Source organism: Gammaproteobacteria bacterium, assembly GCA_013816845.1.
Taxonomy (GTDB): domain Bacteria; phylum Pseudomonadota; class Gammaproteobacteria; order DSM-16500; family DSM-16500; genus Aquicella.
In genome coordinates this window covers 664,028-690,854 of record JACDDU010000001.1, presented here as the reverse complement: position 1 = coordinate 690,854, position 26,827 = coordinate 664,028, and the positions used below count along the sequence as shown (strand labels likewise).

Sequence of the window (26,827 nt, the reverse complement as noted above, 5' to 3'; positions counted from 1 at the left end):
AGTCTAACATATAATCATTTCATACTCTTTTAAGTACGGTAATGTTACCAATATCTTGATTTTATATCAATTAAAAACCAGGTTAAGCCCATGCCCTTAGCACCAAAAAAGCTTCAGAAAAAAGGTCAAGTTCGTATTGTGAACGTCGAAAATGATTTTATTGGCCAGCGTATTGATAATTATTTGATCAGAATGCTTAAAGGTTTGCCAAAAACACATCTTTATCGATTGCTTCGGAAAGGAGAAATTAGAGTAAATAAAAAAAGAATTGGGCCCGATTATCGTCTGGCAGTGGGTGATTCCATACGTTTGCCGCCTCTCTATTTAGAAGAAGCCGGCAAATTAAAACCGCCGGCTGCAGCGACCACCCAAAAGTTAATTGATAGTGTTCTGTATGAGGATAAAAATCTTTTAATTCTAAACAAGCCCCCGCATATGTCGGTGCACGCAGGAAATACGGTTCGACTCGGTATCATAGAAACATTGAAATTTCATTATACGAAACTGCCGCATCTCGAATTAGCGCATCGTCTCGATTCAGAAACATCAGGGTGTCTCATTCTTGCGAAGAAAAGAGGCATTCTGAAAGAGATTCATACGTTATTACGCGAAGGCAAAATGATAAAGAAATATTGGGCTCTAACGAAAGGGGAATGGAATGAAAATCAATTGGAAGTAGATTTTCCACTTGAAAAGCATTATCGCCAAGGCGGTCGACATGTGGTTGAAGTTACAGGCGAAGGGAAATCTGCTTTGACCCACTTTAAGGTTTTACAAAACTTTCCCGGGTGTCAATTGGTAGAAGCAACGCTCTTTACCGGAAGAACCCACCAAATTCGCGTGCATGCAGCCCATTCAGGCCATCCTATTGCAGGTGATGATCGTTATGGAGAAAGCGAGTTTAATAAATTTGTACAAAAAATAGGCTTAAAGAGAATGTTTTTACACGCAAGAGTGATAGAATTTACTTTGCCTTCATTGAATCAAGAGATTAGAGTACAAGCCCCACTTGATCCTGAATTAGAAGAAGCCCTCTCTGCGCTTAAAAGATTGACGTAGAGTTCAACGAGGTGATCGATGACTGAACAGACTAATCCGTCCAAGCAACTTGCGAGCTCCCCGCAGCGCGGGATTTATCTCCTACCCAATTTGCTGACAACTGCCGCTTTATTTGCAGGTTTTTATGCAATTGTGGCTGCTATGAAAGGTCACTTTGAATCTTCCGCCATGGCTATTTTTGTTGCGATGATTGCAGATGGTTTGGATGGCCGTGTAGCGCGTTTAACAAATACACAAAGTGATTTTGGTGCGCAATATGATAGTTTGGCGGATATGGTTGGATTTGGAATTGCCCCTGCTTTAGTCATCTATAGTTGGTCTTTATATACCTTGGGGAAGTTGGGTTGGCTCGTTGCCTTCTTGTATACCGCGGCTGCTGCATTGCGACTTGCGCGTTTCAATACCCAAGCGAGCGATAAAGAATATTTTCAAGGGTTCTCTTCAACCTCTTCAGCCGGAATGATTGCAAGCACCGTGTGGCTCGGTGCAAATTATGGAATTTCTGGACCTTTCTTTGCAATGGGGATGGCTATTCTAACTATCCTTGTGGCTGCGTTAATGGTGAGTACTATTCGATATTACAGCTTCAAAGCTTTTGATTTTAAAGGGCGAGTTCCTTTTATTACAGTGGTGGTTACCCTTTTTCTTTTTGTTGCAATTGCAATGCAACCGGCTGAAATGTTATTTGGAATTTTTTCCATTTATATTATTTCAGGACCGCTCATTACCTTATGGAAGCTGCGGCGCATGCGAAAGATAAAGCGAGAGGCGCCGATCAAGCGATAAGAATGTGTTTGGTGGGCTGTCCTGGTGCTGCGTGCTCACCAGAAATAGCCAGTGCTAAGTCTCATACCTTCAACATTCCGGTAAGTTTACCGCAAGCCCACCGAGCGAGGTTTCTTTGTAAATAGACATCATATCCATGCCAGTTTGTTTCATCGTTGCAATTACTTTATCTAATGAAACATAATGGCTTCCATCACCTAAAAGTGCGAGCTTACTTGCATTAACCGCTTTCATCGCACCCATCGCGTTTCGTTCGATGCAGGGAATTTGGACCAAGCCCATAATCGGATCGCAAGTTAAGCCGAGGTGGTGCTCCATTGCAATTTCTGCAGCGTTTTCAATCTGATGAAGATCCCCTTTTAATAATGCGGTTAATGCCCCCGCAGCCATTGAACAAGCAACACCGACTTCCCCTTGGCACCCCACTTCTGCGCCTGAAATTGAAGCGCCTTTCTTATAGAGAATAGCGATAGCCCCTGCTGTAAGGAAAAATTCGATAGCATCTTCTCGTTTAGCATGCGGATAAAATCGCAAATAATAAGCCCAAATCGCAGGGATAATTCCGGCCGCCCCATTGGTGGGCGCTGTGACTACTCGACCGCCGGCTGCGTTTTCTTCATTAACAGCAATGGCAAATAAATTAAGCCACTCAAGACTCGAAGTTTGCTCATGCGAGGAAGGTAAGCCTTTTTGTTGTAATTTAAGTAATAAATTGTGCGCACGACGTGGAATATTTAATCCCCCAGGTAAAATGCCTTTTACTTGGCAACCCCGATCTATACACGCGAGCATGGTGTCGGCAATTTCTAAGATTTTTGTTTTAACCTCATTCTCACTACGTAAGTGACATTCATTAGCAAGCATGAGCTCCGCGATGGTTAAGCCATGTGCAATACATTGATCTAGCAATTTTTTTGCAGAATGAAAAGGGTAGGGCACTGTTTCAGTTATATCAGTAATAATATGCGCGAGGTTAATTTCATCTTCATGAAGAATGAATCCACCACCAACAGAGAAATACGTTGCTGAATAAAGTATTTCGCCTTGTTCTCTATGTGCTGTAAATCGTAATGCATTAGCATGATAGGGTAAAGTTTCATGCGATCGAAAAATAAGATCGGTGCTACGATCAAAATGAATTTTATATTCTTGTAATAAGTTAAGTTGTTTCTGTAAAGAAATGCGCGCAAGTAAGTCAGGGATTTGATCGGGATTAATCGTTGCGGGTGAGAAACCTTCTAATCCTAATAAGACAGCTTTGTCTGTTGCATGACCGATGCCTGTTAAAGCAAGTGAGCCAAATAATTCAACGGTAATTTTTGTGCATAAATTGAGCTGATGCTGGTCCTTCAATAATGTCACGAAAGCATTTGCAGCTTTCATCGGACCCACAGTGTGTGAGCTTGATGGCCCAATACCAATGGAAAATAATTCAAATAAACTAATCACAAACACCCCGTTTAGATTGATGATTGACTAAGTCCATTAAGAATGGACTGTGCAAAACCACCTTATAATGTTAAAATTTCATACAATTTTTTTCTATGGCTTGTGATTTTATACTATGTTTTCGCTCTCCTCAAAAAGCTTAGCCAATCCCAGGCTTATGATGGTGCTGATTCTTGGATTTACATCCGGGTTACCTTTTGCATTAACGAGCTCAACGTTACAAGCATGGCTCAGCGAATCGCATATTAACATCCATCTCATTGGTGCGTTATCACTCCTGGGTATCCCTTATACCCTTAAGTTTTTGTGGGCGCCTCTTTTGGATCATTTTGGATTTAAATCGTTAGGTAAGCGGCGAGGATGGATTCTCATCACTCAGTTAGGCACGGCCTTTACTTTATTTTTAATGGCTGGCATGCAACCTTCAACGCAAATTAACTTAATGATGACGATAGCCTTCTTTGTCGTATTTCTTTCGGCAACGCAAGATATAGCCATTGATGCCTATCGTACCGATATTTTACAACCGCAAGAAATGGGATTGGGTGCTTCTTACTTTGTTCTTTCTTATCGCATTGCATTACTCGTTGCGGGAGGATTAGCGCTGATCATTGCAGATCAATGGGGCTGGCGACTAACTTATCAATTCATGGGCTGCCTCATATTATTTACCATGATACCAACATGGTTTGCACCTCAGCCAAAAGAATATGTTTCTCAATCATTAGAAAAAACTTTCGTTGCTGGCATTAAAGATTTATTTCAACGCGATAAAATTATTATTCTTTTGTTATTTGTCGTGCTCTATAAATTTGGTGACGCTTTAGCGCTTTCGCTCATGACTAATTTTTTAATTAATGGTCTTGGTTTTTCATTATCTGAAATAGCATTCGCGTATAAGTTTATGGGTATTATTGCTACTATTTTAGGTGGATTTGTGGGTGGCATTTTATTATTGCGCTGGGATATTTACCGCGGTTTACTGGTATTTGGTTTAGCCCAAGCTTTTTCCAATCTTATGTTCGTTGTGTTAGCCCTTACGGGAAAAGTAGTAGGGATCATGGCATTCGCCATTTTCGTTGAGAATTTTTGCAGTGGCTTAAGTACAGCAGCTTTTTTTGCTTATCTCATGTCCATTTGTAATCACCGTTATACAGCAGCGCAGTATGCATTACTAACCGCAATTTTTTCTTTAGGTCGTGTTTTTTTGGGGCCGGTTGCTGCAGTGATCGTCGAGAATTTTGGTTGGATTCAATTATTCCTTTGGGCCTTTGTAATGTGTTTCCCTGGCATTCTTATGCTCATTTTATTAAAAGATAGAGTGCTATACCATGCGCAATTTTCTACCAAATAGAATTTGGATTACAGTTTTACTTTTTCTGATCGTGAGTTTCTCTGTTTGCAGCGTCCATGCAGAGACTGCATCCCCAGCATCGCTCTCCATTGATCGTGTTCAATTGGTTAAGGAGCAAATCAGTCTCCTTAATAATCGCCTTAATCAAGCGAAAGTAGAATTAGAAAGCTTACAGTTAAACGAAAAATTTTCGCAATTAGCCTTAGAAAAAGCCAGCAAAAATTTACTTGATAAAGCATCCTTAGATATCATTGTGACGCAGTCAAATTTAGATAGTATTAATATCGAGTTGATTGATTCACAGCAGACAAGTAATTGGTTGGAAAAAAATATCCAAGAAATTGAAAATCAACTTAATATTTTAAATATATTTGGCCTTAAAACTGCCCCTAATGAAGCTTCGACACTCAATGAATACCGTTTGGATTTGAATTACCAATTAACATTATTAAAATTTGAAAAGAATCGAGTTACGCTTTTACAAGAATTACAAAAAGCTGTTAATAATATATTGAATTTGCGTAATGACCGCTTTAATCAATTGACTATTTTGTTAAAAACAAAACGTTTAGTCCATATAAAACAACAGCAAGTTAAAGATGAATTAGCATATCAGCAATTACAAAATCATTGGCTGCAGCAATTAAATGCGCTGTATGGCAAGCTTAGCAAAGTTGATCCGGTTCAATCAAAGTCGGAATACTCAGCGCTTGAACGCGATATTTATTATGCTAACGAACAAGCAAGTTTTGCCTACGTGCAATCTTTGCTAGCGCGATATAAAGATCAAATTCAACAAATGAAATTGGCTGTCACTAAGAGTAATTCGATTAGTTTATTAAATGAAATTAGCAATCAAATGCAAACTTTATCAAAGCAGATTGATCGTCTGGATAAAGTATTAAAATCCCGTACCCAGGTTTTAGCTAAACATATCGATGATTTAGCGCAAAAAAAATCGATTGATGTAACTTTCAAAGTCTATTTAAGTAAATTATCTCTGTTAAATCGACAATATAAATCCTCGGACTTGACGCTTGTGAAGTTGAAAGAAACTTTACTTTCTTTCCGTAAGACGCTAGATGAAGCATTGCAAATTGAATTGTCTGCTCGGCAGGGATTACCTACGCTTGGGTTAAAAACCTTTGTCGATTTAGGTAAAGAAATGTTGCTACTTCCCGCTCTTTCTTTCCAAGTTATTAAAAGTTTATCAACCAACCTTGGCAAAGCAGTACAGGGGAGTGGGGTCTTAGCTTGGAGTTTATTTGCGCTGGCTGAAATATTTTGGTTTGCTATCTTTATTGTAGTCAAAACTGGTTTGAATTTTCTTCAAGAACGTCAAACGGTTTGGAAGGATCAAATCAATTCTAAATGGTTAAGTTTGCAACTTGTTCAGCGCAATTTCGTTGATCTCATGGTTCTAGCTAATGCCATTGGTATTTTGTATTTCTTTAAGTTACCTATAGCGAATTATCTCTTTGTAATTTACATGGCCTTAGTCTGGCTTGCCTGTAAGGCGCTACTTTCCCTCGCTAGAATTAGTTTGGTTGAAACGACACATCATTCAGCGGGCCATGATGTTCGTTTATACCATCGTTTACGTTGGGTGATTGTTGTCGGGGGGATGATTACGTCTCTCACTGTTTTTGTTCATCAATTACCGCTTATTTATGAATTGAAAGCACTTTGTAATCATTTATTTTTATTATTACTAATGGTTATTTCAATTTTATTAATGCGTTCATCGGATGTGATTCCGAGTTTAATTTTATCTAACATGGAATCGCGACATCCTTATCTTGAAAAAAGTATTCGTTTAGTTGGCATGCTTGTTCCTGCTATCTTACTTGCCAATTCCGTCATCGGTTTATTAGGGTTCGTTAATTTGGTCTTAACGATGTCGTGGTATGAAGGGGTTTTTTTAGTCGTCTTAATTGGTTATCTCGTAGTCCGCGGTTTTCTATCTGATGCGATGGAACAACTTTCTCGCATGATGATTCAGTACGTTAATAACGGTTGGTTGTGGACCGAGGCTTTCTTAAAACCGTTAGATAAAGTATTAAGAATTACACTCTTTCTAACCGCATGGGCAGTTTTATTTTTATTATATGGTTGGGATAAGCAGTCACCTATCGTTGAGCGATTAACACGCTTATTGCAATATCAGTTGGTTAGTGTAGCAAATACTGTCATTACCCCACTTAATATTATTGAATTATTTGTCGTTGTTTCAATTTTTTATTGGACAGCAAAGTGGACCCGTGAATTTGTTTATCGCATGTTATTGTCACGCACAAAAGATATGGGTATTCGAAATAGCATTGCCATTTTGAGCCAATATTGCGTGGTAATTTTAGGTCTGTTTATTTGTTTACGTGTGTTGGGAATTGACTTAAGCGCTTTAACTGTCGTCGCTGGTATGTTTGCATTTGGTATCGGTTTGGGTTTGCGTGATCTTGCCAATAATTTTGCTTCGGGATTTCTATTGTTGTTTGAGCGACCTTTGCGGGTTGGCGATATTGTGAATATCAGCGGATATGAAGGGGAGGTTACTCACATTGGGGGTCGTGCAGTTACAATTAGAACTTGGGATCATATGGAGTTGTTGGTGCCCAATGCTGAAGTATTCAATAAGTCATTTACTAATTGGACTGCAATGGATAACATTGTGCGCAGCATCGTCCATGTGAAAATTAGTCGGTATGATAATCCTCACGAAGTTAAAGTTATCATTCAGAATGTATTGGCAGGCCATAAAGAAATTTTAATTGACCCTATGCCGGAAGTGTTATTAAAAGAAATGAGTGACACTTTGATGGAATTCGAAATGCGTTTCTACGTCAACATCCGTCAAGTTAAGTCACGTGTGAGTGTTATCTCTGCCGTATTGATGGATATTTGGGATGCTTTTGCTAAACACGGCATCAAAGCGCCTTACCCGCAACATGAAATATTTTTACGAAGTGAGCAGCACCTTCCTCTCATTACTTTAGATGAGAATCCCGCTAATACCCGGAATTAAATCAGGTATTAAATCTAAGTAGGTTAATGCTCAGATAGGGTCGAAAAAGCTTGATAGCCTTACTCGCGAGGATAACTTCTGTACCCAAGCTCAACTGTGTCGCCTGCAAGATAATAATGTTACTCAGCTGGTTTCGGTCTAAGCAAGCTATTTGGATTTATATAGACCCTGTTAGAACTCAAAACCTAACTAAAGTAGGATTCGTCGGAATTGAATGACATTCGCTCGAATGATTTCATCTTTATGGTTAAAGTTAATTAAAGCGTCCCCGCCAATCGAAGCGGCTAATTTTTTCATCATGTCATTAACAATTTCTTCATTCCGTGGTTTTCCGATTAAATTGTATTTAGAAACAGTTGCGACCCCAATGACGCGATAAGGTGTTTGGGGTCGTTCGGCGCCTGAATAAAATTTTACGTGAGAAGGGTTTTTCGGCGGGTACTTTTGTTTTGTCATGGCCGTAACATTTTGTTGGTTTATAAAATGCTTGGTGGTATGGGTTGACGAATTTTTTACCATGCAACCATTAAGGAGGGTAGTCGAAACAATCGTTAACACAATAAAAGAAATAAGTCGCATGGCGCATCCTTGTATTTAATCTGGTTAATAACAAAGCTTGTGTCATTATCTTAAAAATTTGTCCTTACGTCACTAGCAGTATTCTCAAAAAAAACATAAATTTCATGTACATTGTAGAACTCAACCCCTAAACTTATCTATTTGAACTGGATGATGAATTTCTTTTTTTATCCTGTTGAATCTATTTAAAAATGTCCAAGCTGCAAGTACCCTATATAATAGAGGTAGGTTAGCCAAATGGAAGCGAGCCTTATCTACTTCTACTAAGAGAGACAAATACCTTATGACTGATGTTCTAAAACGTGCCCAGCAAGATTTACTCGATCCAGGTGGTTTAACTGAGCGTCATTTGCAAAATGTGATTCAACAATTGGGCGGTCAGCAAATTGATTATGCTGATTTATATTTCCAATCGACTTATTCAGAATCCTGGGTGATGGAAGATAGCATCATCAAAGGGGGTAGCTTTGACATCGATCGCGGGGTTGGAGTTCGCGCGATGAGCGGCGAGAAAACCGGATTTGCCTACGCTGATGATATTTTGTTACCTGCGCTTTCAACAGCTGCAACTGCCGCTCGTAGTATTGCAAAGCAGGGTGGGGAAGCATCAGTTCAAGCTTGGCATAAATTACCGGGGCATCACTTATATTTGCCCGTTAACCCTTTGCATTCTCTAAGTGAAAAAGAAAAAGTATCCTTACTGGCCCAAATTGATCGCTACATTCGTGATAAAGATCCACGCATTATCCAAGTGAATTTATCACTTGCTGCAGAATACGAAACAATTTTGGTTTATGCGAGTGATGGTCATTTGGCCGCCGATGTTCGTCCGCTCGTGCGATTCAATATTCAACTTATTGTTTTGGATAATGGTCGGCGAGAGTCAGGTTACGCAGGCGGTGGGGGGCGTTTTGATTATCAACATTTTGTGACAGATAATTTAGCATTTCAATTCGCGGACGAAGCGTTACGCCAAGCACTGGTGAATTTAGAAGCCCTCGATGCACCAGCAGGCCCCATGCCAGTTGTTTTAGGGCCAGGCTGGCCAGGTGTTTTATTACACGAAGCGGTTGGGCATGGCTTAGAAGGTGATTTTAATCGTAAAGGTATTTCAGTCTATAGCGATCGTATTGGCCAAAAAGTTGCGAGTGAAGTTTGTACTGTCGTTGATAATGGAACCTTACCGAACCGTCGCGGCTCACTCAATATTGATGATGAGGGCATTCCAACGCAAAACAACGTCCTTATTGAAAATGGTATTTTGCGTGGCTACATGATGGATAAGCGAAATGCACGGCTTATGGGGGTTGCCTCAACGGGGAATGGTCGGCGTGAATCTTATTCCCATCTACCGATTCCGCGCATGACGAACACTTACATGTTAGCCGGTAAAACGCCCCCGGAAGAAATTATAGCATCGGTTGAAAAGGGAATTTATGCTGTTAATTTTGGTGGCGGTCAAGTTGATATCACCTCTGGTAAATTTGTCTTTTCAGCGAGTGAAGCCTATCTCATTGAAAATGGCAAAATCACAACACCAGTCAAAGGGGCAACCCTGATTGGTAATGGTGTTGATGTATTAAATCGTATTTCCATGGTGGGTAATGATTTAAAACTTGATACAGGTATTGGTGTATGTGGTAAGGATGGACAAAGCGTACCGGTGGGTGTAGGTCAACCAACTTTAAAAATTGATGAATTGACAGTCGGTGGTACCAAAACTGCTTAATTTAAATGGAACATAATATAGGTTTGTCATATGAGTTTAGTAGAAAAAAAATCTACAGATCACAATGAATTAATTAATGTTGCGAAAATCATTCTGCAAGAAGCAAAAAGACTCGGCGCAAATGAAGCTGAAGTTTCAGTTGATATGCAAAAAGGTTTTACTGTCTCTGCAACCAATGGCGCAGTTGAAACAATTGAATATCATCATGACAAAGCGATTGACGTAACGGTCTATTTTGATAAACGCTCTGGATCTGCGAGCTTATCGGATATTTCGGAGACAGCGATCCATGCGGCTGTTTCTGCTGCTTGCCATATCGCAAAATTTACTGATCCCGATCCCGCTGCGGGTATTGCTGAAAAGAATTTACTTGCTTTTGATTACCCAAAATTAGAACTTGCATCGCCTTGGGAAATTACCGTAGAGAAAGCCATTGAGCTCGCGTGTGAAATTGAGCGTGAAGCATTGGCATGTGATAAGCGCATTATGCTTGCTGAAGAATCCAAAGTGGGGTCAATGGAATCTTTTCATATCTATGGCAATAGTCATGATTTTTTAGGGTACTTTCCTGTGACACACCATGAGATGGCCTGTGTGTTGGTTGCAAAAAAGGGTGATCAAATGCAGCGCGATTATAGCTACACCCTTGCATCAGACCCCAGAAAATTAGCGAGTGTAAAAACTATTGCTAAGGAAGCGGCCGATAGAACAGTAAAGCGTTTAGGTGCCCGATCTATCAAGACGACAAAAGCGCCAGTTATTTTTATTCCCGAGGATGCACGCAGTATTTTCGGACATTTTATGTCAGCGATTCAGGGCGGAAATTTATACCGTCATGCTTCTTTCTTGCTAGATATGTTGGGCAAACCAATTTTTCCAGCCTTCATGCAAATTAGAGAAGAACCTCATTTACCCCATGGTCTGGGAAGCGCGCCTTTCGATGATGATGGCGTTGCAACACGCCAAAATCATTTTATTAAAGATGGCATACTTACTCAATATTCAATGGGTGTTTACTCTGCTAGAAAGCTGGGTATGGAAACCACGGGCAATAGCGGTGGCGTTCATAATTTAATTATTTCAACGAGTGATCAATCGTTTGAACAACTTTTAAAAAACATGGGAAGGGGATTGGTCGTCACTGAGTTAATGGGCCAGGGTGTTAATTTGTTAACAGGTGATTATTCACGCGGCGCCGCAGGGTTTTGGGTCGAGAATGGTGAAATACAATTTCCGGTTCATGAAGTTACCATTGCGGGCAATCTCAAAAATATGTTTACTAATATTGTAACGGTAGGTAATGACGTTGATTTGCGTGGTAATATCCGCACAGGATCACTATTAATTGAAGAGATGATGATTGCAGGAAACTAAAACATTGGATGCAATATGGAAGAAAAACAAAATAATAATAAATATATTGAACCTTTATTAAATTTACTGCATCAAGAAAAATTTACACTAAGCGCAACGAATCAGCAGACTTTACTTGCGCTCTCTAAACATAACACCAAAAGGTTGTTAGCGATTGTTCAAAATTTAATTCAATATCAATTGTTAAGCGAAACCGCTTTTGCGGAAGCTTTACATCGCATTACGATTAAATTGCCCATTGTTACCAAATCCAGTCTTGAGAAAAAAAGTCGTGATGATGTTAAAAAATATAAATCTGAATTTTTATTAGATAATCACTTACATTTTTTTGCAGAACATAATGAGCAAAAGAATTATGATTGTGGTGGTTTTGGTATTGTAAAAAAAGGCTATATAAATAATCAGACCACGGAATGTAGTTTTGCTATCAAAAAATTACGGCAAATGTATGCGCACTTGGCGGAACCGGAAGCAAAACGTGAGGTAAAATATAATCGTTTATTAAATCGTGAAGCTTATTATTTTACGAATCACGAAAGATATTTTATTGTCTCTAAGTGGCAGCAGGGAAAGCCATTAAATACTTATACTCAAAACGAGCTTTTAAATTCCTCGGTGCGAACACGGTTCCAATGGCTTGCCAGTGGACTCACTGATCTTAATATTCTGCATGAAAACTATCGTATCCATAGTGATATCAAACCGGATAATTTTATTTTAAATGACAAAATTGGATCACTCCGGCTCATTGATTTTGGCACTTCTCATAAAAAAGATACGCATCAATTTTTTCGACTAAACAGGGCTTACACGGATGCTGTACATGGCGATTTTTTTAGCCGCGATATGTATGGCATGGGATTAGTAAGTTGTTTTTTATTTCCAGATATTTACTTGCTAGAACTGAATGAAGATGAAGAAAGCATTAAAATTAGTCAAATTAAACATGAATTGAATGCGTATGAGGCAGCCCTTGTAAAACTGGTTGAGCGAATGATGGATCCTAATCCAAAGCTAAGATGTACATCGCTCGATGCATTGCAATTTTGTAAGGGTATCTATGATTCAGATCCTTTAGATGAGATGAAGTTAAAGCAAATTATACAAGACACCCTTCAACATCCCCTACTTTTAGTAGAGGATGTTTTGCGAGGGGTAACACCTTAGGTAGACATTTATAATTGGTACGAAGGGTTCTTTTTGGGTGAAGCTGAAATCTCGTTACTTACTGCATTGTTAACAAAAAATGTGTGCGGATTTTTCTTTACATAATGATTAGCTGCTGAAAATTCTTCGTAACATTTAATAATGAAAGGGACGGTTTCTTTTGTGCTGAATTTTGCGGGCACGCCTGTTGCAAAGAAGTAAGGTGCTGGATCCTCTGAAGTTGTTGTTTGCTTATCGTAACCTTTCGCAGTTTGGGCTAATGCAGCACAAGCCTCTTTAGCTTCATTTAAAGTAATAAATCGATAAGCGTTGTGTGTATCCTCATATCCCTTCATTAAACTTTCGTCGGTTAAATTAAAAAATGCTTCTTCATCAGGGCATGCAGTTCTAACAGCAATACTCCAGTCGCGAGCATGTTTCTGAAAGTGCGGATTTTTAATTGTTTCGCCAATCTTAAAATGTGGATACCCAAGTCCTGGGGTTGATATAAATTGCGAAGCTTGTTCAATATCTGCAAGCGGAATAGGACCGACTGAAGAAATTTCATTTTCACTTAACACTGGAATCATGCCCGTACTTTCTGGGGATAATAAGGTATAAGGAATTGACATCCGCGGTTCGACATAAATTTCGGGATGACGTATAGCATAGAGGAAATTCCCAAAATGATATTGTTGTGTTTGCCAGTCGAGATGAAAGGGTCGGCAAAAGTGACGTGCTTGAGAGCGCGACATGCTGGTTGAAACGTAATTGCTACTCATATTAAGAACATGTAATTGAATATTATTATTTTTACTATTCTTAACGCTAAAACCACCATCTTTCTCAAGTTGCTGAAAGGATCTTCCATCGGAACGAAATACGTAGCCTTGTGCCTGGTCGGGCTCGACTTGATGGGAGACGGGTTTAAGTAAATTACGCAAAAACATAATGGTTCCTCGCAACGAAATGCTGTATAAAAATAGAGCTAAATTTTACCAAAATAACATATTTAAGACAAACTATTTCTAAAATATCATTATTATTCAATAAATTGAAATAAAAGCACACAATATAAAAAAGAGAGAAAAGAGGCTTAAAAGGAGAATGAGGTTCCTTAATGGGAAGGAATCAAAGATCTAGGGATTGCTTTTCTCCTACAGTAAAAAATGCGAGAATAGGTTAGATTGGCTTCTTAATCTTCGCCGAATTTATCATTTATTAATTTTGTGATTTGCGCGCAAGCTTCTTCTTCATCATTTCCTGTAATAATAAAATCAACAATATTGTCTTTTTGTGCTCCTAGCGTAATAACACCCATAATACTTTTACAGTCTACGACTCGATCACGATGAGACAGTTCAATTTTACTTTCAAAACGTTTTGCGATATCAACAAGTTTGGCTGCTGCACGCGTATGAATGCCTAGTTTATTTTGAATGGTAATGGATTGTTTTATCATGATTCTCTCTTATAGTTTTATAAATTAAAATCGTCGCCTAAGTAAACAGCACGAACTTCTTCATTCATTAATATCGTTGCTGGATTTCCTTCACACAAAATTTCACCTTGATTAACAATGTATGCGCGCTCGCAAATGGTAAGGGTATCTCGCACATTATGATCTGTAATTAAAATACCAATTTGGCGTTTACGTAGATGATTAATGATTCGTTTAACATCGACAATTGAAATAGGATCGATTCCAGCAAAAGGTTCATCTAATAAAATAAATTTGGGATCGGTGGCTAAGGCACGTGCAATTTCAACGCGTCTTCTTTCGCCACCTGATAAACTTAGGCCAAGCGTATCTCTGATATGGTGTAAACGAAATTCATCAAGCAAATGTTCGAGAATTTGAATACGTTCAGCTTTATTTAAGGGGCGTAATTCCAAAATCGCCATAATATTTTGGTAGACCGTCAGCTTACGAAAAATAGACGCCTCTTGCGGTAAATAACTTATTCCATATTGAGCACGCATGTGAACAGGAAGCTTTGTGATATCTTTATCATCTAAAAAAATTTGACCCCCATCTGTTGGGATGAGGCCAACCATCATATAAAAAGAAGTGGTTTTTCCTGCTCCATTGGGGCCAAGTAAACCAACGACTTCCCCTCGATTAATTTTCAAGGAGACATCTTTTACAACTTCGCGTGATTTATAATGTTTATTAAGTTGCTTTGCATGTAAGGTATTAGGCATTTTATTTATTTTTCAGGAGTATAGACAAGTTCAGCTCGGGCATTTTTTGATGCGGGAACCGTGATAGTTTGATCGTCCATATTATAATGGATCAACTGTCCTTTGAAACTATTTTCGCCTTGAATGACGACTACATCTTGTTCTAACGTTACATTAGCTAAGAGTGGGTGAAATTTGATAGTCTTTGCATAGGAATGTAACTCAGTATCTCCAATTTTGGGGAGCGTCCAATAATGAGCCGACTGCAACACACCAAAAGCTAATAACTCTTCAAGTTGATGACGCTCATTATCTTTTGTAATAACTTTGTCTGCGGTAAGGTGAGTTGTGCCTTGATCAACCTTAACATTACCAAGAAAAATTTTAACGCCTGTTTTGTAATTATAAGTTGTCGTATCCGCTACGATAAAAACTTTTTCTTTGCTATCGAGTTGCAGCGCAGCGGTTACTGAACTGTGAAAACAGACTGTGATTAAAATATAATAAATCCAGTTAAGGCGTAGGTGCATATTCTCCTCGAGTTTCTGCTAACAATTTGATACTTCCTTTGTCCATATCCGCAAACATACCTTTCGCTGTCACCTTTAAATTCGGTTGGCAAAATGTAATGGCAGCCTCAGTTTGTGCAATCTGTTTATTTGGAAAGACGACTAAGGTGGTTGTGTTAATGAGAGTTGCTGGATTGGATTGATCAGCTGGGTGTTGAATCGCGACATCTTCGTAAAAATTAATTCTTTCAATTCCATCTATTGCTTCTGCTGTTTTAGAAGAAATATACCAAGGCCAAGTTGATCGTCGGTAAAGGGTAATAGTTGGCGTGGTTAAGTGCGAAATATTTTTATCACTGTAATAGACAACTTTGGGAGTTACAATTTTCATTTTTAACTTACCCTGTTTATCCATAATTTGAGCAATAACATTTTCCATGTAAGCGTCGGGTTTTGAAACCTTAGAAAGTGTAACGGGGGTTTTTCGCTTTAAACTTAAAATAGTTGTCCATAGCGCTATGGAAATAACTAAGAGTGAGAAAAAAAGTAAAAGTGCATTTTTATAAATCATTTGTTTCATGATGGTGAATGGAGGTAAGTTTTTATCAAATGGTCATAAGTTAGTTGTGCTTTCATAATGAGTTCGCAAGCTTCTCGGACTGCGCCATTACCAGCATTTTTCTTTGTAATGTAATGCGCATGTTGTTTAACAAGTTCATGCGCTTGCGGAACAGTGAGTGCGAGATGCACGCGCATTAAAATAGGTAAATCAGGCAAGTCATCACCCATATAAGCTATCTCTTCATCACTTAATTGCAAACGTTTTTTTATATCCTCGTAGGCTGGACGTTTGTCTTCATAACCACAATAAGCATGTTCAATTCCTAAATCATTCAAACGTCGCGTCACGGCTTCTGATTTTTTTGCCGTAATGACGCCAACTTGGATTCCTGATTTTTGGATCAACTTTAATCCCAACCCATCATGAACATGAAAAGCTTTTATTTCTAATTGATTGCTACCATAGTAAATCAGGCCGGAAGTTAAGACCCCATCAATATCAATAATGAGTAAACGAATAGCAGCCGCCCTTTCTTGCACCAACATTATATGACTCCTGCACGTAAAATATCGTGGATATGAAGGATGCCAATAGGATGTTCAGTTTCATTAGTAATGACGAGCGATGTAATTTTAAAGGATTCCATGATGGTGAGGGCTTCTGCGGCTAATAAAGATTTAGCAATTGTTTTTGGATTTTTTGTCATGACTTGAAAAATTTTGGTTAAATGAATATCCGAATTTTTATCAAAAGCACGTCTCACATCACCATCGGTAAATACCCCTAATAGTTTTCCACCTTCATCAATTACAGTGGTCATTCCTAATTTCTTTTGGGTCATTTCAACTAACGCTTCTTTTAAAGAGGCTTCTTTGGAGATGACAGGCATGGCATCTTCTTGATGCATAATTTCTTCAACTCTTAATAACAATCTTCGGCCTAAGGTCCCACCAGGATGAGAAAGTGCAAAGTCATTCTTCGTAAATCCACGTTTTTCAAGTAATGTCATTGCAAGCGCATCACCCATGACTAAAGCAGCTGTCGTACTAGAAGTCGGCGCAAGACCTAAAGGACAGGCTTCTTTCTCAATGCCGACATTAATGTTAATCGTTGCGGCTTGCGCTAACGTTGAGTGAGGTTTTCCCGTCAAAGCAATCAAGGGAATGGCTAAACGCTTAATGAAAGGTAAGATAGAAATAATTTCTTCTGATTCACCTGAATTAGATAAGGCAATCAAAACATCGTTTCGGGTGATCATACCAATGTCACCGTGTTTCGCTTCACTGGGATGAATAAAGAATGCCGGGCTTCCAGTGCTTGCGAAAGTAGCTGCTATTTTTCGACAAACATGTCCAGATTTCCCAACCCCCATGACGGCTATTCTGCCAGTACAATCATGTAAATAACCGCAAGCTTTGGCAAAGTTTTGATCGATTCGTGTTAATAAACTACGAATCATATTCGCTTCCGTTTCAATGACGGCACGTCCTAGCTCGCAAATCTTTTCAATATCCATAAGTTGCCTTAGTAAGTGAAACATTTTTATACTTTTTAGGGGCCACCGCAATAGGATGACTTGGAATGTATATTAGCCCTGGTTACCTTCCTGAACAAGATAAGTAACTGGGATTGACGTAACTAAGCCTTAGAGGCACTTATGATACTCCTTGTATAAAGCTATGCTTATGAGTAGGGCGGGGTCGTATTACAGGTTTTCATTGCTGACTGAATAAATTTCACGCAAAATGGGGCAAATTAGGAAATAAAATTGATGTCTGAACACTTAGTCGAAATTAAAGACTTAACTTTTAAGCACGCTAGCGGCAAAGTTGTTTATGAAAAGATAAACATCACCATCCCAAGGGGAAAGATTACTGCCATCATGGGGCCCAGTGGTACCGGTAAAACAACTTTGTTACGTCTTATTGGTGGTCAACTCACGCCAACATCGGGTGAAGTGAAGGTCGCAGGACAAATCATTCATCGATTATCGCGTGCAGAGCTTTATCAATTACGTAAACGCATGGGTATGCTTTTTCAAGCGAGTGGTTTGTTTACACATCTTAATGTTTTTGAAAATGTTGCTTTTCCATTGCGTGAACATACCCATTTATCCGAATCAATGATTCATACCTTGGTGTTGATGAAATTGCAAATGGTGGGTTTGCGGGGCGTGAGTCAAAGCATGCCCAGTGAATTATCAGGCGGTATGGCAAGGCGGGTAGCTTTAGCCCGTGCAGTCGCGCTCGATCCGGAATTTATGATGTATGATGAACCTTTTACGGGTCAAGATCCTATTTCGATGGGTGTGATTGTTGAACTTATTCATACCTTAAACAAAGCATTGCAGCTCACGAGCATTATTGTTTCACATGATGTTCAAGAAACGTTAACGATTGCTGATTACGTTTATATCATTTCTGATAAAAAAATAATTGGCGAAGGTACACCTGAATCAATTTTAACGAGCACCTCTCCTTTGCTCCAACAATTTGTAAGAGGATTACCTGACGGTCCGGTGCCTTTTGATTATCCTGCTCCCCCGCTCGCAAAAGAATTATTTCAAGGAGCATTATGATTTATCAATTAGCATCCTTGGGTCAAGCCAGCCTTTTAACCTTACAACAATTAGGACGTGCCGGTTTGTTATTAGCGCGTGTTGTTATTTCTCCACCGCGCTTACGAAAAAATTTTCCGCTTGTGATGCAGCAAATTTACTCTGAGGGCGTATTGTCTCTACTCATTATTGTTATTTCCGCTTTGTTTATCGGAATGGTTCTTGCCTTGCAGGGTTACCATACGCTCGCAAAATTTGGCGCAGCTGCCCAATTGGGACCTTTAGTTGCACTGAGCGTAACGAGAGAGTTAGGCCCTGTGGTTGCTGCGATTCTTTTTGCTGGACGTGCCGGGACTGCCTTGACTGCAGAAATTGGTTTAATGAAAGCTACAGAGCAACTTTCGAGTATGGAAATGATGGCTGTCGATCCTCTGCGCCGTGTTATTTCTCCACGATTGTGGGCAGGTTTTATTTCGCTACCTATGCTTACGATTATTTTTAATATGACTGCAATTTATGGTGCCTATCTTGTTGGTGTAAGATGGTTAGGTTTAGACTCTGGAATTTTTTGGTCTAACATGCAAACTGCAGTTGATTTTCGCTTAGATGTATTAAACGGTATTATAAAAAGCATGGTATTTGGAATTGCTGTCACATGGATTGCCGTCACGCAAGGTTATGAAGCAATACCAACTTCGGCCGGAATTGCAACTGCAACGACGCGATCTGTTGTTTACGCTTCTTTAGTAATACTTGCATTAGACTTTGTCTTAACTGCAACAATGATAGGGGGATGGTAATGCTATCTCAGCGTTTGATTGAAATTTTAGTAGGTTTATTTATTTTATTAATGTTTATCACGTTAAGTTTGCTTGCTTTTAAAGTGAGCGGCTTAACACAATTGTTTCCTGTTAAAACCTATCTTATTAAAGCTTCATTTGATGACATTGGGGGGTTAAAAGTACGCGCACCGGTGAAAATTGGTGGGGTACAAATTGGAGAAGTAGATAATATTAAACTCAACCATCAAACTTTTAAAGCCGATGTGTCATTACGTATTGCAAGTCAATACAATGATATTCCGGATGATTCCTCCGCAGGTATTTTTACCGCTGGTTTGCTTGGGGATAATTATGTTGCTATTTCACCGATGTATAACCAAACCTTTCTAAAAGAAGGGAGTGAGATACAGTTCACTCATTCGGCTATGGTTTTGGAAAAGTTAATTGGACAACTGATTTATAAAGTTGGGAGTGGATCAAGCGATAAAGTAGAAGCACCGTCTTCTGCCACCGAAAGTCAAACTAATACTGAGGAGAAAAATGATGTTAAAAAATAAAAAATTTTATAGTTACTTTTTACTTTGCTTAACCCTTTTATTTACGAGCGTCTTGCAAGCTCAATCCAGCCCCCAGTCGGTGTTGCAAGGTATCGCAGACCATATGATTGCTGGTCTTAAATCTAATAAAGCAACTTTAAAAACGAAGCCCCAAGTGGTTTATAACTTGGCATATAAATATATTGTTCCCTATGCTGATTTAGAAGCAATGTCTAAACGTGTTATTTCGCCATCCATTTGGAATAGTGCAACACCAGAACAGCGAAAACAATTTCAACATGAATTTACGACCACACTTATTCGTACCTACGCTTCAGCATTGACTTCTTACCGTGATCAAACGATACGTATTTTTCCAACACGAAGTGCGGGTGGAAAAACCGTTGAAGTGAATAGTGAAATTGTAAGTTCCGAAACGCAACCGATACGTGTGACCTATCGCATGATTAATTCAGGGGGGCAATGGAAACTGTATGATATGTCTATTGAAGGCGTTAGCATGTTAGAAAGTTTCCGTTCACAATTTGCAGATATTTTGGCGCAAGGTAATATGAATCAATTATTAAATCGAATGTCTGGTCATAATCAAGGTAGAAGTTAAACGATGTTTGCGGAAGAGCAATTCAAAATAAAGAATAATATTGTTAAACTTGCCGGTCGAATAGACTTTGATAACGTGCTCCAACTATTCGACCGTATCTGCAAGTCTCTAGCCCGGAAAGAAGTGTGGCAGATTGATTTAGCCGGTGTAGAAGCAAGCAATAGTGCTGGTATTGCATTACTTATTGAGTTAATGAAAGAAACGCAAGCTCAAAAGAAAAAAATTCAAATCAATCATATTCCGGATCATTTACTTGTCTTAGCTGAAACTGCAGACATGAAAGCAATGTTGCTTTCATGTTCTGCGGCAAGCGGATGAACAAGATTACGGTTTTCTATTTTTATCGAGGCTTTGAGAAGTAGATTCTCTTAATTTCTCAGGGTCTTGAATATTTAGCATTTCAGTAGCGTCGAGAGGCGAGCTACTAGCTCCCAAGCCAAAAAAATTATTAAACAAGTCATCAGTGTATGAATTATTATTATTAGTGTTATCTTCAACAGTATTATCCGCTTTTCTTTTTAAATTATTACGCGTTTGATTTTCGTTACTATTGTCTTCTCCAAAAAAAGAATAGAGTGAACAATCTGGGGCTGCATAAAAATGTAGTTGGTTTGGATGCATTTCTTCTGATAAAGAACTTACTGAAGTCTCTTGGTTTCCAAAGTATAATTGAGATGGCTTTCGTTCATCCGGTCTAGAGTTGTTATTGTTGTTGTTATTGTTGTTATTGTTGTTATTGTTGTTATTGTTGTTATTGTTGTTATTGTTGTTATTGTTGTTATTGTTGTTATTGTTGTTATTGTTGTTATTGTTATTATTGTTATCTGAGTTCAATTTAATTTTTTTTAATAAAGGATTTCTTGCTTTTTCTTTACTTGAAATTTTATGGAGATCATCTTTTTTCTCTAAATTGTTATTATTCGCCTTAATAATTCCTGCGCTGAATTTTTTTAGTTTTTCTGCAGCCGTATATTTATTTATTAGGGAAGCAGATAATTCTTGCGGTGTTTTTAATTTATTTTTTATTAGGGGCAGACATCCTACCATAGCCACTACAATATTAAAACCATGCCTATTTAAAGCCATCTTTACAATTTCCTGATGATTAAAATGCATCTTTAAATCGCAATAATTCTTCAATAGAGCTTCTACTAGTTTCGGTGCGCGACGATTGCATAAAATTACTAATGCTTCTTCTTGATTAAAATATTCCTTTAATTTTAGATATGTATTGTCTTTAATAATTAACGAAATAGTTTGCTTGGCTTGAGTGGAAGAAAGAGCTATTTGAATAAGTTCATTTACGGTAAGTTGTGTTATTAAAAATGGATTGACTTCAATTAATTTAATCGCCTCGATGGCATGAGTATTATATCTATGGAATAGAATTTGGTGAATTTGAGGAATCGTATATCGATAGGATCGAAGTAAACGAAAAGCATCAGAGTAACTTTGTGTATCAAGTAAAAATTTAATAAACTTCCCAGTAACATCTGGATTACTTAGTTGCTCATGCAGTTCTTGTTCAATTGAGGATTGATTAAGATCTTGACGTGAGTTTGCCATTGCTATACCACCCATTCTAATTCGAATCAAGCAAGTAGTATAAAGGGTTTAAATTAATGAAATGTTAAGGATAAATTTACCAAAATAAAAATGATACTACTCGATTCTAAAATAAAATGTTCTTTAGTAAGCACCGAATAGGTCATATTTATGATTAATTCCTTCGGATTAAACCTGTATAACAGAGCGCTTTCCAGGGGGAAAAACACTCATTAAATAAAGAGTTAGCAATTTACGGCTGCTCTTGGTCTAGTACCAAAGTCGTAGTAATAAGTTTACCCCTGGGCCCATTATAACGTCGTTCATACCAAAAGAAGAAAACAACGGGCATGATCATGATTAACATCCCAGAGCAAAAGAGGATTTCGTAGTAAAGTTTACTACCAATATTGAGCGTAGTTGGCGGTAAAAATCCGACAATCAATGTAATCAGGCAACCAAATAATCCGAGCAAACATACACTCCAAAAACCAATATTTTTACCCGGTACAGCAAATGTACCGTGCTGTAATTGATATTTCTTTTTAACTTTTAACCGTAGTGCAGTGACAAACATTAAAACATACATGCATATATATAATTGTGTGCTCAATGCGGTTAATAACCAATAGGAACCATTAACACTCGGTAAGAATAAGAATGCCATGCAGACAATGCTGACGAGACAGGCTTGGAGGAGTAATAAGTTTTGCGGTACACCGTGTGCATTTTCTTTCTTAAAGACGGCTGGAAGAAAGCCATTATGGGCTGCTTGTGCCATTCCTTTTACGGGAGAAATGACCCAGCTTACAATACCGCCTAGACTTCCAATCACTAATAAAACCGTGAGGATAGGTGTTATCCAACTTAAACCATAAACAGACAAAAAATAGGAAAAGGTTTGGATGGTTCCATTGACTAAATTAATTTGATTGTTAGGCAGTACCATGGCGATCGCAAGTGAGCCTAACATCATTGTTATGAGAATAATGAAGGTGGAAATGGCGAGGGCGCGAGGAAAAGTTTGGCGAGGGTTTTTAACATCTTTAATATGAACCGTCGCTAATTCCATACCTGCAAATCCTAGCATGATAGCTGTGAGGGAAATCCAATTATCCGTATTTTGAAAATTTGGTAAAATGCTTTGCGCAGTAAATTGAATTTGAATGGGCTTACCCATGTATAACCAAACTAAAAGTAAGATAATAATCAGGCCGACAGGAATGATAAGACCCGTTATCGCGCAAAAACTCGTAAATTTTGAAGACATGCGAATGCCTTTTAAGTTTATGAGCGTTAAAAGCCAAAATGTTGATAAAATAACAGCAACTAAATAATATTTATTTTGAGCAAGTGCAGGATCAACGAGATAAGCTGCCGTCCCTGCAATGAAAGATAAAATAGTAGGGAACCAAACCACATTGTTGACCCACTGTAACCATACCGCCAAGAAACCAATTCGTTCTCCAAAGGCCAGACGTCCCCATTGATAAATTCCTCCTTCATCAACATTTGCTGTTAATTCGGCTGAGATAAGAGCGGTAGGAATGAGGAAGACAATTGCTGCAAAAATAAAAAAGAATATCAGTGAACTACCAAATAGAGCAGAGGCGGGTAAGTTACGGATACTATCAATTGCACCAGTTATTAAGAGAGTTAGAGCAAAAGTATTTAGTTTTGCAATGGTTGACATCGTCAATTATCCGCAAGTCACAATAAACTATCATACGAAGATTAGATTAAGATCACCTTAAAGTGTTTGATTTTAAGCTATTTTATTTAGCTTTATCTTCTACGTTAAAGTGATCCTTGAGATTAGACTTTCTCGTTATACTTCTTTATTCATAACTAAAAATATACCGACAGGTCCACGGATGACATTGAGTAATAATGTTTTATTCGAAGTAGCGGTAAGCTTTTTGAGATCGGTAATATTTTTTATACTTTGCTGATTGACTGAAGTGATGACATCCCCTGCGCGCAAATCAAACTCCCAAGCTGGGCTGTCTTGTTCGACTGCAACCACTAGCACGCCTTCAATACTGCCGTGAATCGGACTTAAGAGGGTGAAATCTTTTAAACCGACGCCATTTAAAAAAGGATCCATTTGATCAAGATCGGTTTTACGTTTTTTTGGATCAGTTAATATGATATTCGTATTGATACGTTTACCATTGCGGACCAAATCAAAGTTTGCTTTTGAATCAACTCTTAAGAAGCCCACCGTATTAATAACATCACTCGCATTTTTTACAGCTAATCCTTCAACAGCAACGATAATGTCACCAATTTTTAGACCAGCTTGGCTTGCTGGGGAGTGCGGTAGTACAAGAGCAATAACGGCACCTTTTGAGGATTCCAATTTAAATGCTGAAGCTAACTCGGGCGTTAAATCTTGGGCAATAATGCCTAACAAGCCGCGTTTTACATTTCCGTGCTGCATAAGCTGTTGCATGACGCTTTTAACCATATTGGCTGGAATTGCAAAGCCGATGCCAACACTTCCACGATTTGGCGTAAGATTCGCCGTGTTAATTCCAACAAGTTGTCCTTGAGTATTAATTAAGGCGCCGCCAGAATTACCTGGGTTAATTGGGGCGTCGGTTTGAATAAAGTTTTCATAGTTCTCAATACCAAGTGTCGTTCTGCCTAAAGCACTTACGATACCAGATGTTACAGTTTGACCTAGACCAAAAGGATTACCAATGGCTGCAACAAAATCCCCAACTTTCAATTTGTTGGAATCAGCAAAATTTAAAGCGGTTAAATTTTTACTTTTGATTTGAATTAATGCAACATCGGAAGGTTTATCAATACCAATTATTTTTGCAGTAAAATGTCTTCCATCAGACAAATTAACCGTCACGGTTTGAGCATCACTAATCACATGAGCATTCGTAAGAATATAGCCATTGTTGACGTCGATGATAACGCCTGAGCCGACCGACGTATAGGTGGTTGGCACTGGACCATCTTTTTCATCCGCAGGCTTTGTCCCACGTTGTTTTTGCATTTCCTGCAACGTACTAATGTCAGTAATTTTAATTTGTGCTCTGATATTTACCACTGCCGGCATGACCGCTTGCAGCATGGGGGCGAGGGTTGGATCAACAGGCACGCTTGCAAAATTCACATTACAAAACAGCAAGATAAAGAGAAAAGACAGAGATTTTCTGCAATAGTGTAGCAAGTTCATTTTACACGATCCTCGCAAATTCGGATGATTTATAGGCACAAATAAAGTGGGTTAGTGTAGCATATTTTGATTAATCTTCCGCAATCCAAATTAGACTTGCCATTCGACCGACATGCCCTTGATCGCGACGATAGGAAAAAAACAAGTCAGATTGGGTATAGGTACAAAAATCACCGCCATAAATATGGTTTACACCAAGCTGATTTAAACGGATTTTAGCGAGCGCATATAAATTGGCTAAGTATTTACCGGTGGAAAGAGATTGAAAACCTTTGGCGGCTTGCGAATTCTGGCTAACAAAAGCTGAATAGACATCCTCTCCAACTTCAAAATGCGAAGGTCCAATAGCAGGCCCTAGCCAAATTAAAAGCTTTTCCTTGTCGCAGGACATTTGGCTTAAAGTATTTTCTACAATTCCTTTTGATAAGCCACGCCAACCGGCATGAATAGCAGCCACATGACTTCCATCTGTCGTCGTCACAAGAATGGGTAAGCAGTCTGCAGTCATGACAACACAAACTTGATTTTTTTCTGTGGTGAGAGAGGCATCAGCAACCGTGTTTTTATGCACACCCGTTGCAGTAATAGCAGTTGTGCTATGCGTTTGAGAAATCCAAATAGGATCATTGGGAAGTTCAAGTAGCGCTTTTAGTTTTTTATGGTCTTCCAAGTAAGCCAAGTTTTTTTCTGCATCATCTGCTGGATGATAATGCGTACCCCAGCTGGAACGAGTTGTTGTATACGCTTTAATATGAGCCGGAGCAGGCCAGGTGGGTTGAATAAACTTCATGTCATTTTCTATCAATTAAAAGTTGATTTTTTATATCATATAAATTTTAGTGACGGGAAGTCTTTTGTTGATTGTCTTTTTTTAAGGCGGTAATAAGTTGCTGAAAATCGGACGGGATTTTACTTTCAAAGCTTACTTCCAATTCTGTATCAGGATGTATGAATGTTAAACGATAGGCATGGAGTGCTTGACGTTTAAAAAGTTTAATTTCATTTTTTAATTCTTCCGTCAATCCTTTAGCAAACTGCAAGCGTCCTGCATAAGTTGGATCACCAACCACACTATGACGTAAATGATGCATATGAACGCGTATTTGATGGGTACGTCCTGTTTCTAAAGTAATTTTAAGTCTTGTATGCGATCGATACTTTTCCATGACGCGGTAATGCGTAATCGCTTCTTTGCCCAGCGACAAAGGAACCACAGCCATTTGCTGGCGTTTAGTAGGGTGGCGGCCAATGGGAGCTGAAACGGTTCCACCGCTAATGAAAAGTCCATTGACAATGGTTTGGTACTCGCGACCAATTAAGCGCTTTTTTAACTGACCTGATAAAAACTTATGAGAAGCATGGTTTTTAGCGACTAACAATAAACCAGACGTGTTTTTATCAAGTCGATGTAAAATCCCCACGCGCGGCAGTAAGGCAAGCTGCGGTGCATGATGGAGTAAAGCGTTTAACATCGTATGCGATTGATTCCCAGTGCCAGGGTGCACAACCATGCCCGCGGGTTTATCAATGATGATAATAGCTTCATCTTCGTAAAGAATAGGAAGTGGAATCGCTTCAGCTTCCCAATCGGCTTGTGCCTCAAATTCCGCCTTGAGTGAAACCGCTTCTCCACCTCGAAGCTTTGTTTTAGCTTTAGCTAATTGATTGTTGAGTAAGATATTTCCCGCATCAATCCAGGTTTTTATTTGGACACGAGAATAATCCGTCAGCAGCTTGGCAAGCGCTTGGTCAAGGCGAAGGGTCGCAAATTCAGAAGGGATAATGAACTGCTGTTCTATTTTTTTTTTTGGCTGATTCATTGCATGAATGATGACA

The 26,827-nt window shown here is 38.7% G+C and carries 26 protein-coding genes; 12 read left to right on the top strand and 14 right to left on the bottom strand.

Annotated elements, in window-relative coordinates:
* Nucleotides 1-90: 90 nt before the first annotated feature.
* Nucleotides 91-1,059 (top strand): RluA family pseudouridine synthase, encoded by a 969-nt coding sequence (locus H0W64_03185; GenBank protein ID MBA3660707.1) that lies wholly within the window; start codon nt 91-93, stop codon nt 1,057-1,059.
* A gap of 18 nt (nt 1,060-1,077) precedes the next feature.
* Nucleotides 1,078-1,845 (top strand): CDP-diacylglycerol--serine O-phosphatidyltransferase, encoded by a 768-nt coding sequence (gene pssA / locus H0W64_03180; protein MBA3660706.1) that lies wholly within the window; start codon nt 1,078-1,080, stop codon nt 1,843-1,845.
* A gap of 69 nt (nt 1,846-1,914) precedes the next feature.
* On the opposite strand, the gene H0W64_03175 is transcribed toward pssA, so the two are convergent.
* Nucleotides 1,915-3,294 (bottom strand): L-serine ammonia-lyase, encoded by a 1,380-nt coding sequence (locus tag H0W64_03175; protein MBA3660705.1) that lies wholly within the window; start codon nt 3,292-3,294, stop codon nt 1,915-1,917.
* Between the two features lie 115 nt (nt 3,295-3,409).
* Between H0W64_03175 and H0W64_03170 the strand changes: the two genes are divergently transcribed.
* The gene (locus tag H0W64_03170) at nt 3,410-4,648 is read left to right on the top strand and encodes an MFS transporter (protein MBA3660704.1); all 1,239 of its coding nucleotides are present in this window, start codon (nt 3,410-3,412) and stop codon (nt 4,646-4,648) included.
* Entirely contained in the window at nt 4,626-7,670 is a 3,045-nt protein-coding gene (locus tag H0W64_03165; GenBank protein MBA3660703.1) for a mechanosensitive ion channel, read from the top strand. Before H0W64_03170 ends, H0W64_03165 begins: the two co-directional genes overlap by 23 nt.
* A gap of 189 nt (nt 7,671-7,859) precedes the next feature.
* On the opposite strand, the gene H0W64_03160 is transcribed toward H0W64_03165, so the two are convergent.
* On the bottom strand, nt 7,860-8,249 hold the full coding sequence (locus H0W64_03160) for a hypothetical protein (GenBank protein MBA3660702.1): 390 nt from the start codon (nt 8,247-8,249) through the stop codon (nt 7,860-7,862).
* 283 nt (nt 8,250-8,532) lie between these two features.
* Between H0W64_03160 and tldD the strand changes: the two genes are divergently transcribed.
* Genes tldD through H0W64_03145 form a run of 3 tightly spaced genes read left to right on the top strand, consistent with a single transcriptional unit; the run spans nt 8,533 to nt 12,519 of the window.
* The gene (gene tldD, locus H0W64_03155; GenBank protein ID MBA3660701.1) at nt 8,533-9,978 is read left to right on the top strand and encodes a metalloprotease TldD; all 1,446 of its coding nucleotides are present in this window, start codon (nt 8,533-8,535) and stop codon (nt 9,976-9,978) included.
* 30 nt (nt 9,979-10,008) lie between these two features.
* Nucleotides 10,009-11,352 (top strand): metalloprotease PmbA, encoded by a 1,344-nt coding sequence (pmbA, locus tag H0W64_03150; protein MBA3660700.1) that lies wholly within the window; start codon nt 10,009-10,011, stop codon nt 11,350-11,352.
* Nucleotides 11,353-11,367: 15 nt separating this feature from the next.
* Nucleotides 11,368-12,519 carry a protein kinase family protein gene (locus tag H0W64_03145; protein ID MBA3660699.1) on the top strand — a complete coding sequence of 384 codons (1,152 nt, stop codon included), beginning with the start codon at nt 11,368-11,370 and terminating at the stop codon, nt 12,517-12,519.
* Between the two features lie 8 nt (nt 12,520-12,527).
* On the opposite strand, the gene H0W64_03140 is transcribed toward H0W64_03145, so the two are convergent.
* From H0W64_03140 to H0W64_03110, 7 genes are all read right to left on the bottom strand, one after another.
* Nucleotides 12,528-13,448: a hypothetical protein gene (locus tag H0W64_03140; protein MBA3660698.1), complete on the bottom strand. Its 921-nt coding sequence runs from the start codon at nt 13,446-13,448 to the stop codon at nt 12,528-12,530.
* Between the two features lie 245 nt (nt 13,449-13,693).
* Complete coding sequence (locus H0W64_03135; GenBank protein ID MBA3660697.1) at nt 13,694-13,960, bottom strand: HPr family phosphocarrier protein; 267 nt, start codon at nt 13,958-13,960, stop codon at nt 13,694-13,696.
* A gap of 17 nt (nt 13,961-13,977) precedes the next feature.
* Nucleotides 13,978-14,703: an LPS export ABC transporter ATP-binding protein gene (gene lptB / locus H0W64_03130; GenBank protein MBA3660696.1), complete on the bottom strand. Its 726-nt coding sequence runs from the start codon at nt 14,701-14,703 to the stop codon at nt 13,978-13,980.
* Between the two features lie 5 nt (nt 14,704-14,708).
* Nucleotides 14,709-15,212, bottom strand: a complete 504-nt coding sequence (gene lptA, locus H0W64_03125; GenBank protein MBA3660695.1) for a lipopolysaccharide transport periplasmic protein LptA — start codon at nt 15,210-15,212, stop codon at nt 14,709-14,711.
* On the bottom strand, nt 15,196-15,762 hold the full coding sequence (lptC, locus tag H0W64_03120) for an LPS export ABC transporter periplasmic protein LptC (protein ID MBA3660694.1): 567 nt from the start codon (nt 15,760-15,762) through the stop codon (nt 15,196-15,198). The genes lptA and lptC overlap by 17 nt, the downstream gene beginning before the upstream one ends.
* Nucleotides 15,763-15,767: 5 nt before the next feature.
* Nucleotides 15,768-16,301: an HAD-IIIA family hydrolase gene (locus tag H0W64_03115; GenBank protein MBA3660693.1), complete on the bottom strand. Its 534-nt coding sequence runs from the start codon at nt 16,299-16,301 to the stop codon at nt 15,768-15,770.
* Nucleotides 16,298-17,269 carry a KpsF/GutQ family sugar-phosphate isomerase gene (locus H0W64_03110; GenBank protein MBA3660692.1) on the bottom strand — a complete coding sequence of 324 codons (972 nt, stop codon included), beginning with the start codon at nt 17,267-17,269 and terminating at the stop codon, nt 16,298-16,300. The genes H0W64_03115 and H0W64_03110 overlap by 4 nt, the downstream gene beginning before the upstream one ends.
* 255 nt (nt 17,270-17,524) lie before the next feature.
* Here H0W64_03110 and H0W64_03105 point away from each other — a divergent pair, with 255 nt between their 5' ends.
* The 5 genes from H0W64_03105 to H0W64_03085 are packed head-to-tail and all read left to right on the top strand — an operon-like array spanning nt 17,525 to nt 20,568.
* The gene (locus H0W64_03105) at nt 17,525-18,331 is read left to right on the top strand and encodes an ABC transporter ATP-binding protein (GenBank protein ID MBA3660691.1); all 807 of its coding nucleotides are present in this window, start codon (nt 17,525-17,527) and stop codon (nt 18,329-18,331) included.
* Nucleotides 18,328-19,110: a lipid asymmetry maintenance ABC transporter permease subunit MlaE gene (gene mlaE, locus H0W64_03100; protein MBA3660690.1), complete on the top strand. Its 783-nt coding sequence runs from the start codon at nt 18,328-18,330 to the stop codon at nt 19,108-19,110. Before H0W64_03105 ends, mlaE begins: the two co-directional genes overlap by 4 nt.
* Complete coding sequence (gene mlaD / locus H0W64_03095; protein ID MBA3660689.1) at nt 19,110-19,649, top strand: outer membrane lipid asymmetry maintenance protein MlaD; 540 nt, start codon at nt 19,110-19,112, stop codon at nt 19,647-19,649. Before mlaE ends, mlaD begins: the two co-directional genes overlap by 1 nt.
* Complete coding sequence (locus H0W64_03090) at nt 19,633-20,250, top strand: ABC transporter substrate-binding protein (protein ID MBA3660688.1); 618 nt, start codon at nt 19,633-19,635, stop codon at nt 20,248-20,250. Before mlaD ends, H0W64_03090 begins: the two co-directional genes overlap by 17 nt.
* A gap of 3 nt (nt 20,251-20,253) precedes the next feature.
* Complete coding sequence (locus tag H0W64_03085) at nt 20,254-20,568, top strand: STAS domain-containing protein (GenBank protein MBA3660687.1); 315 nt, start codon at nt 20,254-20,256, stop codon at nt 20,566-20,568.
* Between the two features lie 6 nt (nt 20,569-20,574).
* Here the strand turns inward: H0W64_03085 and H0W64_03080 are convergent, their stop codons facing one another.
* From H0W64_03080 to rluD, 5 genes are all read right to left on the bottom strand, one after another.
* Nucleotides 20,575-21,816 carry a hypothetical protein gene (locus H0W64_03080; GenBank protein ID MBA3660686.1) on the bottom strand — a complete coding sequence of 414 codons (1,242 nt, stop codon included), beginning with the start codon at nt 21,814-21,816 and terminating at the stop codon, nt 20,575-20,577.
* Nucleotides 21,817-22,048: 232 nt separating this feature from the next.
* Nucleotides 22,049-23,488, bottom strand: a complete 1,440-nt coding sequence (locus H0W64_03075; protein MBA3660685.1) for an amino acid permease — start codon at nt 23,486-23,488, stop codon at nt 22,049-22,051.
* Between the two features lie 135 nt (nt 23,489-23,623).
* Nucleotides 23,624-24,991 (bottom strand): Do family serine endopeptidase, encoded by a 1,368-nt coding sequence (locus H0W64_03070; protein ID MBA3660684.1) that lies wholly within the window; start codon nt 24,989-24,991, stop codon nt 23,624-23,626.
* A 70-nt stretch (nt 24,992-25,061) separates the two neighbouring features.
* Nucleotides 25,062-25,796 carry a peptidoglycan editing factor PgeF gene (gene pgeF, locus H0W64_03065; GenBank protein MBA3660683.1) on the bottom strand — a complete coding sequence of 245 codons (735 nt, stop codon included), beginning with the start codon at nt 25,794-25,796 and terminating at the stop codon, nt 25,062-25,064.
* A 31-nt stretch (nt 25,797-25,827) separates the two neighbouring features.
* Nucleotides 25,828-26,811, bottom strand: coding sequence for a 23S rRNA pseudouridine(1911/1915/1917) synthase RluD (gene rluD / locus H0W64_03060; protein ID MBA3660682.1), 984 nt, complete (start codon nt 26,809-26,811; stop codon nt 25,828-25,830).
* Nucleotides 26,812-26,827 lie beyond the last annotated feature (16 nt).

What these genes read in the sequence shown, in the direction of transcription:
- H0W64_03165 (MBA3660703.1), top strand. Translation starts at nt 4,626, where the DNA reads ATGCGCAATTTTCTACCAAATAGAATTTGGATTACAGTTTTACTTTTT.
- H0W64_03185 (MBA3660707.1), top strand. Translation starts at nt 91, where the DNA reads ATGCCCTTAGCACCAAAAAAGCTTCAGAAAAAAGGTCAAGTTCGTATT.
- H0W64_03075 (MBA3660685.1), bottom strand. Translation starts at nt 23,488, where the DNA reads ATGTCAACCATTGCAAAACTAAATACTTTTGCTCTAACTCTCTTAATA.
- H0W64_03070 (MBA3660684.1), bottom strand. Translation starts at nt 24,991, where the DNA reads ATGAACTTGCTACACTATTGCAGAAAATCTCTGTCTTTTCTCTTTATC.
- H0W64_03105 (MBA3660691.1), top strand. Translation starts at nt 17,525, where the DNA reads ATGTCTGAACACTTAGTCGAAATTAAAGACTTAACTTTTAAGCACGCT.
- H0W64_03110 (MBA3660692.1), bottom strand. Translation starts at nt 17,269, where the DNA reads ATGGATATTGAAAAGATTTGCGAGCTAGGACGTGCCGTCATTGAAACG.
- H0W64_03145 (MBA3660699.1), top strand. Translation starts at nt 11,368, where the DNA reads ATGGAAGAAAAACAAAATAATAATAAATATATTGAACCTTTATTAAAT.
- H0W64_03170 (MBA3660704.1), top strand. Translation starts at nt 3,410, where the DNA reads ATGTTTTCGCTCTCCTCAAAAAGCTTAGCCAATCCCAGGCTTATGATG.
- H0W64_03160 (MBA3660702.1), bottom strand. Translation starts at nt 8,249, where the DNA reads ATGCGACTTATTTCTTTTATTGTGTTAACGATTGTTTCGACTACCCTC.
- lptB (MBA3660696.1), bottom strand. Translation starts at nt 14,703, where the DNA reads ATGCCTAATACCTTACATGCAAAGCAACTTAATAAACATTATAAATCA.
- H0W64_03135 (MBA3660697.1), bottom strand. Translation starts at nt 13,960, where the DNA reads ATGATAAAACAATCCATTACCATTCAAAATAAACTAGGCATTCATACG.
- rluD (MBA3660682.1), bottom strand. Translation starts at nt 26,811, where the DNA reads ATGAATCAGCCAAAAAAAAAAATAGAACAGCAGTTCATTATCCCTTCT.
- H0W64_03090 (MBA3660688.1), top strand. Translation starts at nt 19,633, where the DNA reads ATGATGTTAAAAAATAAAAAATTTTATAGTTACTTTTTACTTTGCTTA.
- tldD (MBA3660701.1), top strand. Translation starts at nt 8,533, where the DNA reads ATGACTGATGTTCTAAAACGTGCCCAGCAAGATTTACTCGATCCAGGT.
- H0W64_03080 (MBA3660686.1), bottom strand. Translation starts at nt 21,816, where the DNA reads ATGGCAAACTCACGTCAAGATCTTAATCAATCCTCAATTGAACAAGAA.
- lptC (MBA3660694.1), bottom strand. Translation starts at nt 15,762, where the DNA reads ATGATTTATAAAAATGCACTTTTACTTTTTTTCTCACTCTTAGTTATT.
- mlaD (MBA3660689.1), top strand. Translation starts at nt 19,110, where the DNA reads ATGCTATCTCAGCGTTTGATTGAAATTTTAGTAGGTTTATTTATTTTA.
- lptA (MBA3660695.1), bottom strand. Translation starts at nt 15,212, where the DNA reads ATGCACCTACGCCTTAACTGGATTTATTATATTTTAATCACAGTCTGT.
- mlaE (MBA3660690.1), top strand. Translation starts at nt 18,328, where the DNA reads ATGATTTATCAATTAGCATCCTTGGGTCAAGCCAGCCTTTTAACCTTA.
- pmbA (MBA3660700.1), top strand. Translation starts at nt 10,009, where the DNA reads ATGAGTTTAGTAGAAAAAAAATCTACAGATCACAATGAATTAATTAAT.
- H0W64_03085 (MBA3660687.1), top strand. Translation starts at nt 20,254, where the DNA reads ATGTTTGCGGAAGAGCAATTCAAAATAAAGAATAATATTGTTAAACTT.
- pssA (MBA3660706.1), top strand. Translation starts at nt 1,078, where the DNA reads ATGACTGAACAGACTAATCCGTCCAAGCAACTTGCGAGCTCCCCGCAG.
- H0W64_03140 (MBA3660698.1), bottom strand. Translation starts at nt 13,448, where the DNA reads ATGTTTTTGCGTAATTTACTTAAACCCGTCTCCCATCAAGTCGAGCCC.